This window comes from Verrucomicrobiota bacterium (assembly GCA_016871535.1).
Taxonomy (GTDB): domain Bacteria; phylum Verrucomicrobiota; class Verrucomicrobiia; order Limisphaerales; family SIBE01; genus VHCZ01.
The window spans coordinates 1-14413 of the sequence record VHCZ01000161.1 but is presented as its reverse complement, the minus strand read 5'-3'; the positions used below and the strand labels follow the sequence as shown (position 1 = coordinate 14413).

Annotated in this window: 15 protein-coding genes and 1 pseudogene; 13 read left to right on the top strand and 3 right to left on the bottom strand. The window is 59.6% G+C overall.

The features are described from left to right. Positions 1–106 precede the first annotated feature (106 nt). From FJ398_18615 to FJ398_18585, 7 genes are all read left to right on the top strand, one after another. Complete coding sequence (locus tag FJ398_18615) at positions 107–715, top strand: YHS domain-containing protein (protein ID MBM3839940.1); 609 nt, start codon at positions 107–109, stop codon at positions 713–715. Positions 716–903: 188 nt separating this feature from the next. Then, positions 904–1608, top strand: a complete 705-nt coding sequence (locus FJ398_18610) for a TVP38/TMEM64 family protein (protein MBM3839939.1) — start codon at positions 904–906, stop codon at positions 1606–1608. A gap of 48 nt (positions 1609–1656) precedes the next feature. Then, entirely contained in the window at positions 1657–3180 is a 1524-nt protein-coding gene (locus FJ398_18605) for a mercuric reductase (protein MBM3839938.1), read from the top strand. A 240-nt stretch (positions 3181–3420) separates the two neighbouring features. Next, complete coding sequence (locus tag FJ398_18600; protein MBM3839937.1) at positions 3421–4014, top strand: TlpA family protein disulfide reductase; 594 nt, start codon at positions 3421–3423, stop codon at positions 4012–4014. After that, entirely contained in the window at positions 4011–5045 is a 1035-nt protein-coding gene (locus FJ398_18595; protein ID MBM3839936.1) for a DUF3179 domain-containing protein, read from the top strand. The genes FJ398_18600 and FJ398_18595 overlap by 4 nt, the downstream gene beginning before the upstream one ends. Continuing rightward, on the top strand, positions 5042–6328 hold the full coding sequence (locus tag FJ398_18590) for a redoxin domain-containing protein (protein MBM3839935.1): 1287 nt from the start codon (positions 5042–5044) through the stop codon (positions 6326–6328). Before FJ398_18595 ends, FJ398_18590 begins: the two co-directional genes overlap by 4 nt. Next, a complete protein-coding gene (locus FJ398_18585) occupies positions 6282–7031 on the top strand; it encodes a DNA adenine methylase (protein ID MBM3839934.1) in 750 nt (249 codons plus the stop codon). Before FJ398_18590 ends, FJ398_18585 begins: the two co-directional genes overlap by 47 nt. Before the next feature lie 9 nt (positions 7032–7040). Here the strand turns inward: FJ398_18585 and FJ398_18580 are convergent, their stop codons facing one another. Further along, the gene (locus tag FJ398_18580; protein ID MBM3839933.1) at positions 7041–7745 is read right to left on the bottom strand and encodes a hypothetical protein; all 705 of its coding nucleotides are present in this window, start codon (positions 7743–7745) and stop codon (positions 7041–7043) included. On the opposite strand from FJ398_18580, the gene FJ398_18575 reads away from it, so the two are divergent. From FJ398_18575 to FJ398_18550, 6 genes and pseudogenes are all read left to right on the top strand, one after another. Then, positions 7716–8030: a hypothetical protein gene (locus FJ398_18575; protein ID MBM3839932.1), complete on the top strand. Its 315-nt coding sequence runs from the start codon at positions 7716–7718 to the stop codon at positions 8028–8030. The two genes, FJ398_18580 and FJ398_18575, sit on opposite strands and share 30 nt — an antisense overlap. Next, positions 7873–8274, top strand: coding sequence for an RNA polymerase sigma factor (locus FJ398_18570; protein ID MBM3839931.1), 402 nt, complete (start codon positions 7873–7875; stop codon positions 8272–8274). Before FJ398_18575 ends, FJ398_18570 begins: the two co-directional genes overlap by 158 nt. A 4-nt stretch (positions 8275–8278) precedes the next feature. Continuing rightward, complete coding sequence (locus tag FJ398_18565; GenBank protein ID MBM3839930.1) at positions 8279–9019, top strand: DUF3379 family protein; 741 nt, start codon at positions 8279–8281, stop codon at positions 9017–9019. A 20-nt stretch (positions 9020–9039) separates the two neighbouring features. Continuing rightward, complete coding sequence (locus FJ398_18560) at positions 9040–9612, top strand: hypothetical protein (protein ID MBM3839929.1); 573 nt, start codon at positions 9040–9042, stop codon at positions 9610–9612. Positions 9613–9629: 17 nt separating this feature from the next. After that, the gene (locus FJ398_18555; protein ID MBM3839928.1) at positions 9630–10748 is read left to right on the top strand and encodes a radical SAM/Cys-rich domain protein; all 1119 of its coding nucleotides are present in this window, start codon (positions 9630–9632) and stop codon (positions 10746–10748) included. A 299-nt stretch (positions 10749–11047) separates the two neighbouring features. After that, positions 11048–11140 (top strand): annotated as a pseudogene (locus FJ398_18550) (DUF5069 domain-containing protein). Positions 11141–11486: 346 nt separating this feature from the next. On the opposite strand, the gene FJ398_18545 reads toward FJ398_18550, so the two are convergent. Beyond that, entirely contained in the window at positions 11487–13049 is a 1563-nt protein-coding gene (locus FJ398_18545) for a sulfatase (protein ID MBM3839927.1), read from the bottom strand. A 444-nt stretch (positions 13050–13493) separates the two neighbouring features. Continuing rightward, positions 13494–14114, bottom strand: coding sequence for a hypothetical protein (locus FJ398_18540; GenBank protein ID MBM3839926.1), 621 nt, complete (start codon positions 14112–14114; stop codon positions 13494–13496). Between the last annotated feature and the right edge of the window lie 299 nt (positions 14115–14413).

Below are 14413 nucleotides of genomic sequence, written 5' to 3'. Positions count from 1 at the left end.
GAAAAACTTTTTCCCTCGGAGGCCCCGATTCCGGGACCCGGAAAAAGTGTCCGAATTCAAATCGGAATCACTGTCCGATTTGGATCGGAATGACTGTCCGAAATGAATCGGAATCGGTGTCCGAATTAAATTGGAATCGCTGTCCGAATTGGCCCGGAATACGCAGCTGCGCCTCAGAAAATCTTCACGACGCGCATCCTGCGTGCGCCGTGGACAAATCAACCGACAAAAACAAGACAACCAACGAAAGAAACACGAACATGAAACGCATCATCACCTCCACCCTCGCCGCGCTCGCTCTGTCCGCGACGCTCTCCTTCGGCGCGGAACTCCTCAACATCGACCGCGCGCCGGTCACGCGCTGGACGCTTACGATCCCGTGGCGTTTTTCACCGAAAAGGCCGCCGTGAAGGGCGACTTCAAGATCACCGCCACCCATCAGGGCGCGACTTACTTCTTCGCCTCGAAGAAGAATCGCGACGCCTTCCAGGCGAAGCCGGAACGCTACGTGCCCGCTTACGGCGGCTACTGCGCGGTCGGCGCGGCTCTGGGCGTCCTGCTGCCCGTGGACATCTCGACGTGGCAGATCGTCGATGGCCGGCTCGTGCTGAACTACAGCGCGGACGTGCAGAAGATGTTCAACAAGGATCCCGATGGGAACCTCAAGAAGGGCGACGCCAACTGGCCCAAGCTCGTCGCTGACCACGCGAAGTAACCACTCACGGTAAAGGGCCGCCCGGCTTGACCCGGGCGGCCCATCCCCACGGAGCTTTCCATTTGCCTTGGAGGAGGAAGGCGCGGCCATCGCGGCGCACATCCGCTCCTTCCTTGCGAAGCAGAAGCTGTAAGCCTCCAGTCTAAGCTCGCCAACCCACCATGAACTCACACACTGAAACCGTTGCGATGAGTGATTCGAAAACCGCCTCCAGCCAATCCGGCTTCCGCTGGAAGTGGCTGCTCTACGCCGGCGCGGTCGGCGTTCTCATCGCCGTTGCGAAATACTTCCATGTGCAGGAACTGCTCAAACAGGCGCTTGATTGGGTCGGGCAACTTGGCCCGTTGGGGCCGATGATATTCATCGCGCTCTACGTGATGGCGACCGTGTTGTTCGTTCCTGGCTCGGTGCTGACGCTCGGCGCGGGTGCGGTGTTTGGCGTGGTCTGGGGTTCGGTTTACGTCTCCATCGCGGCCACGCTGGGCGCGACCTGCGCGTTTCTGGTGGGCCGTTATCTCGCCCGCGACGCTATCGCCCGCAAGATCGAGGGCAACGATCGCTTTGCCGCCATCGACAAGGCCGTGGCGAATGAGGGCTGGAAAATCGTCGGGCTGACCCGGCTCTCGCCGGTGTTTCCCTTCACGCTGTTGAACTACGCCTTCGGCATCACGCGGGTGAAGCTCGGCCATTACGTGCTCGCGTCCTGGATCGGCATGATACCCGGCACGGTGATGTATGTGTATGTCGGTTCGCTCGCCAAGGCCGCCTCAGGCGAACGCACGCGCACCACCGGCGAATGGGCGCTCTATGGAGTCGGAATGCTTGCCACCGTGGTCGTGACCCTCTTCGTCACTCGCATCGCCAAGCAGGCGCTGGCGAAGCGAATCGTTTGATTGGGTCGAAGCCCGCACGCCTGCGCTGGAAATAACGAACTTACTTTTATGACCGAACAAACTTCACCGCCCGTCCTCCCGTGGGACGCGCACAATCAGAAGCTGGTCTCCAATGTTCATCCGACAGGCTGGAAGAATCCCACGCCGGCACCGCGCTACAACCTCGTTGTCATCGGCGCGGGCACGGCGGGACTGGTCACCGCGGTGGGCGCGGCGGGACTCGGCGCGAAGGTCGCGCTCATCGAGAAGCATTTCATGGGTGGCGATTGCCTGAATGTTGGTTGCGTGCCATCGAAGGCGATCATCCGCGCCGCCCGTGCGGTGGCTGCCGTGCGCGAGGCCGGCGAGTTCGGCGTGAATGTTCCGCCCGGCACGACGGCGAACTTCGGCAGCGTGATGGAGCGAATGCGCCGGTTGCGCGCCGACATCAGCCCGCACGACTCCGCCCAGCGTTTCAGCGAACTCGGCGTGGACGTCTTGCTCGGCGCGGGAAAATTCACCGGCCCGGACACGATTGAGGTTGGCGGGCAGACGTTGCGCTTTGCGAAGGCCGTCATCGCCACCGGCGCGCGCGCGGCCGCGCCACCGATTCCCGGCTTGAAGGATGTTCCCTATCTCACCAACGAAACGCTGTTCTCGCTGACCGAACTGCCGAAACGTCTCGGCATCATTGGCGCTGGCCCGATTGGTTGCGAGATGGCGCAGAGCTTCGCGCGCTTCGGTTCGGAGGTGTTCCTGGTCGAGGCGGAGCACGGCATCCTGCCGCGTGAAGACCGCGATGCTTCGGAGATTGTTCGCACCGCGATGGAACGCGATGGAGTCAAACTTCTCTGCTGCGGCAAAGACCTCAAGCTCGCCAAAGACCCGAGCGGCGTGCGCCTGCAAGTCGGCTCACATGGCCAAGGCTACGACGTGCTGGTGGATCAACTCCTCGTCGCCGTCGGCCGCGCCCCAAACGTCGAGGGACTCAGACTCGAAACCGTCGGCGTCGAGTTCGACAAGAAGGGCGTGAAAGTGAACGACCGTCTGCAAACTTCCAACCCGCGCATCTACGCCTGCGGCGACATTTGCTCGCCGTATCAGTTCACGCACGCCGCGGACTTCATGGCCCGCATTGTCATTCAGAACGCGCTGTTCAAGGGTCGCGCCAAGGCCAGTTCGCTCATCATCCCATGGGCGACCTACACGTCGCCGGAGATCGCGCACGTCGGCCTTTACGAAAAGGACGCGAAGGCGCAGGGCATCGAGGTGGACACGTTCACCCAGGAGTTGAGCAAGGTGGACCGCGCGATTCTCGACGGCGAGACCGAGGGCTTCGTGCGCGTTCATGTGCGCAAGGGCAGGGACGAAATCGTCGGCGCAACCGTCGTCGCGGCCCATGCGGGCGACCTGATCGGCGAGCTCACCCTCGCCATGAAGGGCAAGCTCGGCCTGAAAACCATCGGCGCAACGATTCACCCGTATCCGACGCAGGCCGAAGCCATCCGCCGGACCGGCGATCTCTACAACCGCACCCGCCTGACGCCCTTCGTAAAAAACCTCATGCAACGCTGGCTCGCCTGGCAGCGGTGACTTTGTGGTATGAGAACATGCCCACCAAAATCCCAATCCACTTTGAGACGCCTTGGCGTTGGGTGGTCGGCATCCAGCACGGGCAAGTTTTCCACCAGATCATCCCGTCCCAGCCGCTGAAAGGTCGGGCGGCGGCACGGGTCTCACGCCCTCCGCGTCGCCGGGTGGCGTCTCCCTTGCGCGATTCACCGTCATGGAATAATCGCCTCGGCTGATTGCTCTCAACTGCACGAACGCACGATGACGAAAAACAAACCATTGATTCTCGTCGGACTATGTATTGCCCTCACCTTTGTCTTGCTGGCAACGACGGCGACGCGGCGGCTTTCCGATAAACGAAACAATCCCGGGGAGACTTCGCCTGTGGTGACTCTTGCCGGCGCGCCCACCCCGGCGTGGGAACTCAAGGACGTGAACGGCAAGATGGTGAAGTCGTCCGACTTCGCCGGCAAGGTGGTGATCCTTGATTTTTGGGCGACGTGGTGCGGGCCGTGCCGGATGGAGATTCCCGGTTTCATCGAGTTGCAGAAGCAATATGCGGACAAGGGGCTGGTCGTGATTGGCATTTCGTTGGATCAAGACGGCGCGAGCGCGGTGAAGCCTTTCATGGAGAAAATGGGCATCAATTATCCCATCGTGCTGGGGGACGAAACCGTCGTGAGCGCCTTTGGCGGCATCGAGGGCATTCCCACCACGTTCATCATTGATCGCGACGGCAACATTGTCGGCAAACACGTCGGCTACACGCCCAAAACGGAATTTGAAGCCGACATCACTAGCGGCGGACATCTGTGCATGTCGCCACAAACAAAACCAAACACACCAACACCATGAAGCACTCATCGCGCTCGCGCTTTCGCGCCAAACTGTTTCTTCCCTTGCTCGCCTGCACCGCCACAGCGTGGCTTTTTCGTGATCCCATCCGCACCGGCGTCGCCTTGCTGGTCGCGGGCGCTGGCCTCGCGACGGAATCCGTCGAGGCCGCCCCGCAAAGTCGCGGCTTCTTCAATGGCTTCAACGTGTCCAACGCCACCATTCCCACGAGCGAAATTCTCTCCGGCGGACCGGGCCGCGATGGCATTCCTTCAATTGACAAGCCGAAGTTTGTCCGCCCCACCGCCGCGAACTTCATGCTCCCGGATGACCTCGTCGTCAGCGTGACCATCGGCGACCGGACGCGTGCGTATCCGCTGCGGGTTCTCGTGTGGCACGAAATCGTGAATGACGATCTGGCCGGACAACCCATCGCGGTGACGTATTGTCCGTTGTGCGGCACGGCGATGGCGTTTAATCGTCAAGTCGGCAACCGCCCGCTGGCGTTTGGCGTCTCCGGCCTGCTGCACAACAGCGACGTGCTGATGTATGACCGGCAGACTGATTCACTCTGGTCGCAACTCGCGATGAAGGCCGTATCCGGCCCTCAGGTGAACGCCGAATTGGAATGGCTGGCCAGCGAACATCTGACCTGGGCGGCGTGGAAGGAGAAGTATTCGCAGGGCGAAGTGCTCTCCACGCAGACCGGCTCGCAGCGCAACTACTCCGGCAACGCCTACGCCAGTTATGGACAAAGCCCCGATACCATGTTTCCCGTGCCGACGCACCGGAAGGAATTGCCGAAAAAAGATTGGGTCGTCGGGGTCATCGTGGACGGCGTGGCTCGCGCGTATCCTTTGAAATCCCTGCCGCCCGGCCAGACCGTGCGCGATGAACTCAATTCTGCCGCTCTCGAAATCACTTACCACCCCGCCACCCAACTGGCGGTGGTCAGGCGGATAGAAAACGGCGAGGTTCTTCCTTCGGTGAAAGCTTATTGGTTCGCGTGGCAGGCGTTCTATCCGCAAACTGGATTGTGGCAACCACAATGAAACCGCCTCGTCTGCTTGTTCCAGTCGTCGGTCTGACTCTCGTTGCCGGTGTCTGGTTGTTTCGCGCGCCGTTGCAGGACAAGATCCGCACGAGTGCCACGCTCGCCAACGACGCCTCGAATTCCGAAGCCGTCGCCGAGATGATCGAGCAAGCTGCCGACCCGCGCGCGGCACTGCTGGCAGCATGGAACTCAGGGAAGATTGTTCATCGCGAAGTGGCCGTCAGCGCGATCCGCCGCGTTTTTCCAAACGACCAGCCGCTGCCCTCGGAATTCGAGTCCATTGTTCTGGCCGGCGCGCTCGATCCGGATATGAATGTGCGTGAAACCGCGCTTGGCATATTGCTCGAACGCAAGCATCCAGCTCTGGTGGCGCTCGCCGCCGAACAACTCAAAGACCCCGATCAACAGGTGCGGCTCCTGGGTTTGAATCATCTCAAAGCCGCCCCGCCGACGGTCGGCATTCCGTTTGTCGCGGCGCTCTTGAATGATCCCGACATCGCGGTGCTCGGCCTGAGCGTGAAACTCATTGAGAATTGGAGCGCGGAAAAGTTTGGCGTGAAACTGGCCGACACCGTCCAGGTCGAAGACAAAACAAGCGGCTTGCAGGAATTTCAGCCGGAAGGCAGCGCCAAAACCCAAGCCGCCGCCGAGAGAGCCAAGGCATGGTGGGCCGAACACCAAAGCGAGTTTCCTCCGGTACGCCTTCAAGTCCCCGCCGAAGCCTACTCGGCGCGAAGGCCCCTGCCAGCAGCGAATTTCCCACTTCACACTTTGGAAGGGAAGCCGGTCCGGCTTTCAGACTTTCGCGGCAAGGTGGTACTCATGAATTTCTGGACGACGTGGTGTTCCGCCTGCGTGGGCGAAATGCCCGCGCTCGTGGCCTTGCAGAAGAAGCACGGCGACAAACTGGTCATCCTCGGCGTGTCCTTGGATTACGTTCCCGACAGCCACGGCCACATCGGCGGCCACGCGGCTGTTGAGGAACAGAAGCACAGCGAAGGCGACCACGACGACCACGAGGTCGCCGCAGCGGCGTTGAAACGCGTGCATGAGAAAGTGGCCCGCACCGCCAAAGCGCGAAACGTCAACTATCCCGTCCTGCTCGACGAGCACAACGAAGTCGGCGGACGCTACAACGGCGGCGAACAGCCCACCACCGTCATTGTGGACGCTCAAGGCAACGTGCGCCGCCGTTTCGTTGGTGCGCGCAATCTCGCGGTGTTCGAGGCGATGATTGCGGAGGCTTCGCAACAAGGACACACGTCCATCGCGTCTGATTGAACCATTTGCGGGCGGTGCAATCGTGAGCTTGACCGCAGCGTTTGAGGGCCTGGCGCGACATGTCATTTTTGCGGAGTTGGATGAAGCTGTTGGTTCGGTTTGGCGCGTAGTTTTGAATGGTCAAGCAGAGTGGCTGGCAAAAAAGATTCTGCAATTTGACCTGACATTGGAAAACGTAAAAGCCGTTCTGAACGAGAATGCTACCGAACTGCGCGAGAAAGCATTTCAGACAATTCTGCGAAACCGAGTTCAGCGCGGCGGGATTCTGGCCGATGGTGCGGGGTTGATAAAGACCGGCGAGAGTGGGCGTGGACTTAATTCACGGTGGTATCCTGAAACGCTGGCCCGGCGCATTCGTGAAATCAACCAGCAGAAGGACCGCATCACTTTTGTCGAAGGTAACGGCTTAGATCTGATCGAGGAACAAAAAGCGGATGCGGAGGCGGCGTTTTACATAGATCCACCCTACACTCTTGCGGCTCGCCGGCTTTACAAGGTCTGGCAGATTGATCACGCACGGCTTTTTGCCGCGATGGCTGAGTGCCGAGGCGATTTCTTGATGAGCTACGACAACACAGCGGAGATTGTTGCACTGGCGAGGAAACACAGGTTTGAGAGCAGGCCAATAGCCATGAAGAACACTCACCACGCCAAGATGACGGAACTGCTCATCGGAAAGGACCTCTCGTGGCTGAAAGATTAGCAACCTCTTCTAGCCGGATTTCAATTGGCCGAGCTTGAACCGCAACTGTTCCTCAAATCTTTCTTTCGACAGCGGAACACCGCCGGTCAGAGACTTCACAGAAGCATCGAGTTTCGTGAACACCACTTCACGCGGGACAAGCGCCCAACCACCGGGCTTGATATCGTAGCCAACAACAAACCAGGCAATCTCTGCATTTGAAAGATGGCGCTCACGATCCAAGCTCACCAGCGACCCAAAGAACGCCTCATCAATGACGACCGCCATCTTCTTTCCCCAAGTGCGAATCGTTGGAACTTTCGTCTGAAGTTGTGGCAATAGTCTCTTCGGCCCTGAACTTCGCCAGTCTGGCCGACGGTGCCTGGCCGGAAACGGCAATGCGTTCGTTTCAGTTTGAGCGAGCATCTTGAATTCGTTGGCCATGCTCTTGCCTGAAAAATAAACCGCCTGGAGTTCAAGCGCGCACCAATCCATCGGACTTTGTGTAGGATGCACGAGGACGTTGTCGATGCGCCCGATAAAATTGCGCGAGTCATCATCTTCTTCGTCGGGTGGCGCTTCAGGCCGCAGGCGGTCGAGAAAACCGATCTCACTGAGAACGATAGGCTCTTTGGTTTGAAGCAATGTTTCTCCAACCCAACGGAACAAACAAAACTGGAATAAACCGCCGCGCCCCTCTTTCCTATGCTTGTGAACGAAACGGATTACGAGCACGCGGTATCAACTTATTACGAGGCGCTCTATGCGTTCGGCTACAGTCTCGCCGGCAACGAGGACGATGCCTGCGAACTGACGCAGGAAACCTATTGTCGCCTGCTCACCAAGGGCAGCCAGTTGCGCGATGCGTCCAAGGTCAAATCGTGGCTGTTCACCACGCTTTACCGGGTGTTCCTCGGCTGGAAAGATCGACGGGCTCGGCTGCCACATTTTGAAATCAGCAGCGTCGAGGGCGAATTGGCCGCCAATCACCCCCGCCTATGTGGACGTGTTGGAGAATGATGCCATTCGGGATGCGCTCTTGGAACTGGAGGAGCATCACCGCACGCCACTGACGCTGTTTTACATGAACGACCATTCCTATGAAGAGATTGCGGAAATCCTTGACGTGCCCATCGGCACGGTGATGTCGCGGCTGTCACGCGCGAAAGGGTTGCTGAGTGAGCGGCTTGTCGCCCGCGCCATCGGCATCGAACGCGAGAACAAGATTTTACCGATGGAACGGAAAACCAATTCACAGTCGTAATTGTATGAACAACGAAGAAGCCAAATTGATCCTGCAAGCGTATCGCCCCGGCGGGCAGGACGCGAACGAGCCGCGATTCCGCGAGGCGTTGGAGCAGGCGCAGCGCGACCCGCAACTCGCGCGTTGGTTCGCGAACGAGCACGCACTCGATTCGCGCATCAGCGCCAAGCTCAAGGCGTCCATCAAACCACCCGCGCATTTGAAATCCCAATTGCTCGCGCAGCAAACAATTGTTCGCCCTCTCGTTTGGTGGAAACAACCCGCGTGGCAGCTTGCCGCTGCTGCGTGCCTGGCATTGCTCGTCACCATCGCGGCGATGTGGCTGAAGCCCCGTCGCACGGCTGACTTCGTTCAATATCGCGCTACGATGGCCGAGTTCGCCGGGAAGAAGCTCGACCGGCTTGATCTGATGTCTCGCGACATGGCCGAAGTGCGGCGCTGGCTGGCGCAAAAAGAGTCGCACGCTGACCTTGTGCTCCCTGTTGGACTCGATGGCCGACCCAGCCTCGGCTGTAGTCTGCTTGAATGGAGCGGCAAAAAAATTTCGCTCATCTGCTTCGAGTTGGAGAACCGACAGATGGCGCATCTCCTTGTGATTGACAGCGCCTCGTTCAAAGACGCGCCGGAGTCGCCTGTGTTCAATCAAATCGGCGAAGTCGCGACTGTCAGTTGGAGTCGCGGCGGCAAAACCTACGTTGTTGCCGGCAAGGGCGGCAATCAACTTGACCTGATGAAACTCCTCTAGGGCATTCGCGATTTCACATCATGAACACAGTGAACAACCATCGTTCCGAATCAGCGGTCAAGCAGCGCTACTCCACCGCTGCCAAAGCGCCGGAAGCCGCGCTTTGCTGTCCGGTCGAATACAACAAGGACCTGCTCAAAATCATCCCGCAGGAAGTGATCGAGAAGGATTACGGCTGCGGTGATCCGTCGCGTTATCTGAAACGCGACGCCCAGCCATGGCAGACGGTGGCGGGCATCGAGTTCCGCTCCGTGACGGTCGAAGCCTTCAAGGGCAAGCAAGGTGACTGCCTGAAACTGAACCAGTCGGCTGTCTATCGCGGCCCGTTTCGCGAAGTGCTGGATGACGACGGCCATCGCCTGCGTCGTGGCGAACGCGTCGCGGTCTGCGACAAAACGTTCCAGCTCTACTCGCAGCCGCCTTACGCAGAGCACTTCGAGTTCATCGAACCGCGCGTGCCGGTGAAGCCGGAGGACGTCAAGCCGTGGGATCGCAGCCGAGCCCACCTCCGTCATCTGTGCGAAACCAAGGGCATGGATTACGATGCCAGCACCGCGCCCAGCCAGTGCTGCGACGGAGGGTCATGTTGCTGACGGGCGCAGCCACGCGCATGAATCGCTTTGCCGAAAAACTTTCGCTCCACGGACTGAGCCTGCGCCGTGCGCGCTTGCAGACGCTGCAAATCAACGTCGGGCGTAAGTGCAACCAGACTTGCACGCATTGCCATGTGGACGCCGCCCCGTGGCGCACCGAGATGATGCCCGCCGACATCGCGCGCCGTGTTGGCGAATGGATTCAGGAACATCGTCCGTCCGTGGTGGACATCACAGGCGGCGCGCCGGAGTTGAGCGAACATTTCCGCTACTTGGTCGAAACCGCGCGCGAGGCTGGCGGCCACGTCATTGACCGGAACAACCTCACGATCATCGAGACCGAGGCGTTCGCGTGGTTGCCGGAGTATCTGGCGCAGCATCAGGTCGAGGTCGTGGCCTCGCTGCCGTGCTATTCGGCGGACAACGTGGATGCGCAGCGTGGCGACGGCGTGTTCGCCAAAAGCATTTCCGCGCTGAAGAAACTGAACGCCGTCGGCTACGGCACGCGCCTGCCATTGAGCCTGGTTTACAATCCGCTCGGCGCAAAGCTGCCCCCGCCCCAGGCCGAATTGAAGGCGGATTACAAAGTGGAATTGCGCCAGCGATTCGGCATCGAGTTCACGCGCCTCTTCACGATCACGAACCAGCCCATCGCCCGCTTCGCCGAAGATCTTCGCGCGCACGGCCAATGGGACGCGTATCTGGAACTGCTCGCCAACAGCTTCAACCCGGCGACGGTCGAGGGCTTGATGTGCCGCAGCACGATCAGCATCGGCATGATGGGCGAGGTGTTCGATTGCGACTTCAACCAGATGCTCAAGATGCAAGTGCGCAACGGCCAACCGCTCTTCCTGTGGGACGTGACGCCCGCGCGGCTCGACAACTGGGAAATTCAAACCGGCGTTCATTGTCTCGCCTGCACCGCCGGGAGCGGCAGCAGTTGCACGGGGGCATTGGGCTGTGGTTTCATGCCGACCGCGACGCCTCTTTCGCTGGTGCTGTTCACGCGCCTGCCACGACCGGGCCGCGCGAAGACCCGGCTCATTCCCGCGTTAGGGGCGGAAGGCGCGGCTGAGTTGCAGCGCCGCATGACGGTCCTGGCCGGACCTTCCTGCGTCACCAGTTCATCTTGCTGAGGCATTTTCTCGGAGCAAAGCCCTCGGCACTTGCCTCCGCGCGATCCGGTCCGCCACAGCGGAAGCCGTAGCCGGAAACCCGGATGCCCTGCCGGGCGACGAGACTTCGTAGTTTGGCGGCGAAGAGTCGTAGTGGGATGATTATTCGTAGCGGCTTCCAAAGCGGAAGAACTGCGGATTTTCCAGCAATTGCGGGGTTTTGACGAAGAACAGCGGTTGGCACGAGTCCTGTGATAGGAGGTGTGTCGGCGATGAACGTGCCGACGACGAAACGAAGAAAAGCAACAAACCAAACGAACATGAGCGCTCCCAATCTCACCCAACTTGCCCCGCGCAGCCCGCGCGTGCGCCTCGGCGGCTACACCATCCTTCCGCGCGTCCTCGACAAGGCTCCTGCGTTCCCATTCCGGCCGGACTCCGTTACCCCAGTTACCTCCTGTTTAGATTAGAACAAAGCCCTACTAAGTGGTCCGTTTCGTAAATACGCTCACGTTCGTTGCGCCCAATTTGGCCTGGGGCAAGGCGCGACGAGCGAGCATCCCCCGCCAGTGGGGCTGTGACCGAGGAGCAACGCAGCCCCAGGCAAAATTCGGCGCAACCCGAAGGGCGGCAGTTCTTTTTCGCCAGACTTCGTTGCTTGCTCCTTACAGATCCACTTCGGGATATGCTCGTCGCTCGCGCCTCGTCTGGCCGAAAAATCCCTTGCCGCGAACGTGATCGTATTTATGAAATGGACCACTAAGGTTTCTGACCCGGCTTGTTCCCCGCCCGGCCGCGCGCTCCGGGCTTGATCGCGGTCTCCGCCGGGTCCGGGGAAGGCACTTTCAACTGGGCGCGTAGTCGCGCCAGTTCCTGTTCCAACTCTTTCTGCGTCACCGCATATTGCGGCGCGCCGTACACGTTCTTGAGTTCGCGCGGGTCCGATTTCAGATCGAACAGTTCCCAATAGTTGAACTCCGGCTCGTAAAAATGGACGAGCTTGTAGCGATCCGTCACGACGCCGTAATGGCGGGCGACGCTATGAGGGCCGGGAAACTCGTAGTAATGATAGTAAAAGCTCTTGCGCCAATCTGCCGGAGTTGAGCCTTTGAGAATGGACGCCAAGCTGCGGCCTTGCATCTCGCCCGGCACTTCCACGCCGGCCGCTTCCAAAAACGTTTCGCCAAAATCCAGATTGGAAACGAGGTCCGAGTTGACGCTGCCGGGTTTCGTCACGCCCGGCCAGCGGACCAGCAACGGGGTGCGGAGCGATTCCTCGAAAATCCAGCGCTTGTCAAACCATCCGTGCTCGCCGAGGTAAAAACCCTGATCTGAGGAATAGACCACAATCGTGTTCTTATCCAAACCGGTCTCCTTCAGGTAATCCAGCAAGCGCCCGACGCTTTCGTCCACCGACCGGACGCAACCGAGGTAATCGTGCATGTAACGGTTGAATTTCCAGCGCACCAGATCGTTGCCCTGGAGATTGGCTTTGCGGAACTCTTCGTTGCGCGGCTCGTAGTAAGCGTCCCATGCTTTGCGTTGTTCGGGCGTCAAGGCTTGCGGCGGCGTGAGCTTGAGATCGCGCGGTGTCATCGTGCGGGCGATGGTCATGTCCTGGTCGCGCTCCGCTTTGCCTCGGCCGGCGTAATCGTCGAAGAGTGTGTCCGGCTCCGGATATTTGCGGCCGCCGTCGTGGTTGAGGTATTTCAGGTTCGGTTCCCACTCGCGGTGCGGCGCTTTATGCTGGGCCATCAGGAGGAAGGGCTTGTTCGGATCGCGCTTCTTCAGCCAATCGAGCGCGAGATCGGTGATGATGTCCGTGACGTAGCCTTCGTGTTTCACGCGCTCGCCGTGGCGGATCATGGGCGGATTGTAGTACTGACCCTGGCCGGGAAGGATCTCCCAGTAATCGAACCCGGTCGGATTGGAGACCAAGTGCCACTTCCCGACGAGGGCCGTCTGGTAACCCGCCTTCTGAAGTAATTTGGGAAAAGTCATCTGCGACCCGTCGAAGCGGCTGTTGGTGTTGTTGTAAAAGCCGTTCGCGTGGGAATATTTCCCGGTCAGGATCGTCGCGCGGCTCGGACCGCAAATGGAATTCGGCACCAGGCACCGATCGAAGCGCATGCCTTCGCGAGCGATGCGATCCAGGTTCGGCGTCTGGATCAACCGCGAATCGTACGCGCTGATCGCTTGATACGCGTGATCGTCGGAGAAAATGAAGAGGATGTTCGGGCGGGCTTCCGCGCCTTGGCTTGAAGACAGGCATCCACAAAGAAGACCGCAAAGCAATGCAAAGGGGGCGCGCAGTTGGTTCATGGAAGTATTCATAACGCGCAGAGCTCCCGCTCGACCAGTTCGAAGTGGGGGGCGGTTCAGGGGAAACTTGCAGAGCCTCCAAGCCATGCGCACGGCCCTTGAACTGGTAAGGACGCGTTCCACCGCGTCCCTGAAATTGTCTTTTCGATCGCGGAGTAAAGTCAGGGACGGAGTGGAATCGGTCCCTACCAGGTTGAGATACGCCCACAATCCCGTCACTGCTTCGCGCCGAGGCAATAGAGGAACCCTTTCCCCAACGTCCAGGCGCGACGGGATTGGGTCACGTCGCCGCGCCCGCCGGCCTGTAAGCCAGCGAACCGCCCGTGCGGCCTCCAATGCAAAACACCATGTCCTGGTACAACGGAAAACAAGGTCCGGGAAGGCATGCACCTCTTGACCACCGTCCGAGAGTCTCTCGGCCGACTGGTCGGCAAGTAGTCGAAGTTACACCGACAACCGGACAATCCGCGCGCCGAGCTGTTCGTCCCAACGCGAGAGGTAACTGAGCGTCCGATACACCTGTTCGAGCCGGTCCAGCGGCAGCACCCTGCGCCGTTCGCCCGTTCCAACGGGAGGAGCGCCTTCCCAAACCGGATTCATGGCTTTCAGTTCGTCGGCGACCTCCTCTCTTTTGGCCCGGATGGATTGCTTCAACGCCTGCAATTGGTCCACCCATTCGAGCGCTTTCTCGAAGTATTGCGACTGGAGCAAGGGCGCCGTCACTTTGGATTTCTCACGCAGAAAAGCATCCACGTTCCGGCAGATCTGCCCGACCTGAAAAGCCAGATCCGCCGCGCTCGAAGGCAGGCGTTCGATTTCCACTGGCCTGGTCTCCGACTCGATTTCCAGCAAGTGGCGCAAGCGATCCTTGGGTTCGCGCAGGCAATGATAGGCGGCGTTGATCTCGGCTGAGCGTTGGTTTGCCGCGTTCCGTTCTGCTTCGGACGCCGAATGCAGGCGGTCGGGGTGGGCGGTCGCGGAAAGGGCCAGAAACTTCTCCTTCAAGGAGTCCGAGTCAATCCAGGGCCGCCGCGGGAACTGAAGGTGGGCAAAATAATCGGGCATTCGAGGGTCACGGGATACGGGCGCTGGCTTCCGTCAAATCAAAGGCCATTCATTCCTGAACTGTCCCTCCGGCTCTTGCTCTTAATCGTAATCCTACTCTTGATCCTTAATCCTTCGATTACGATTAGGAGTAGGAGCAAAACACGGCTGCAAACCTTAGTGGTCCATTTCATAAATACGCTCACGTTCGCGGCAAGGGATTTTTCGGCCAGACGAGGCGCGAGCGACGAGCATATCCCGAAGTGGATCTGTAAGGAGCAAGCAACGAAGTCTGGCGAAAAAGAACTGCCGCCCTTCGG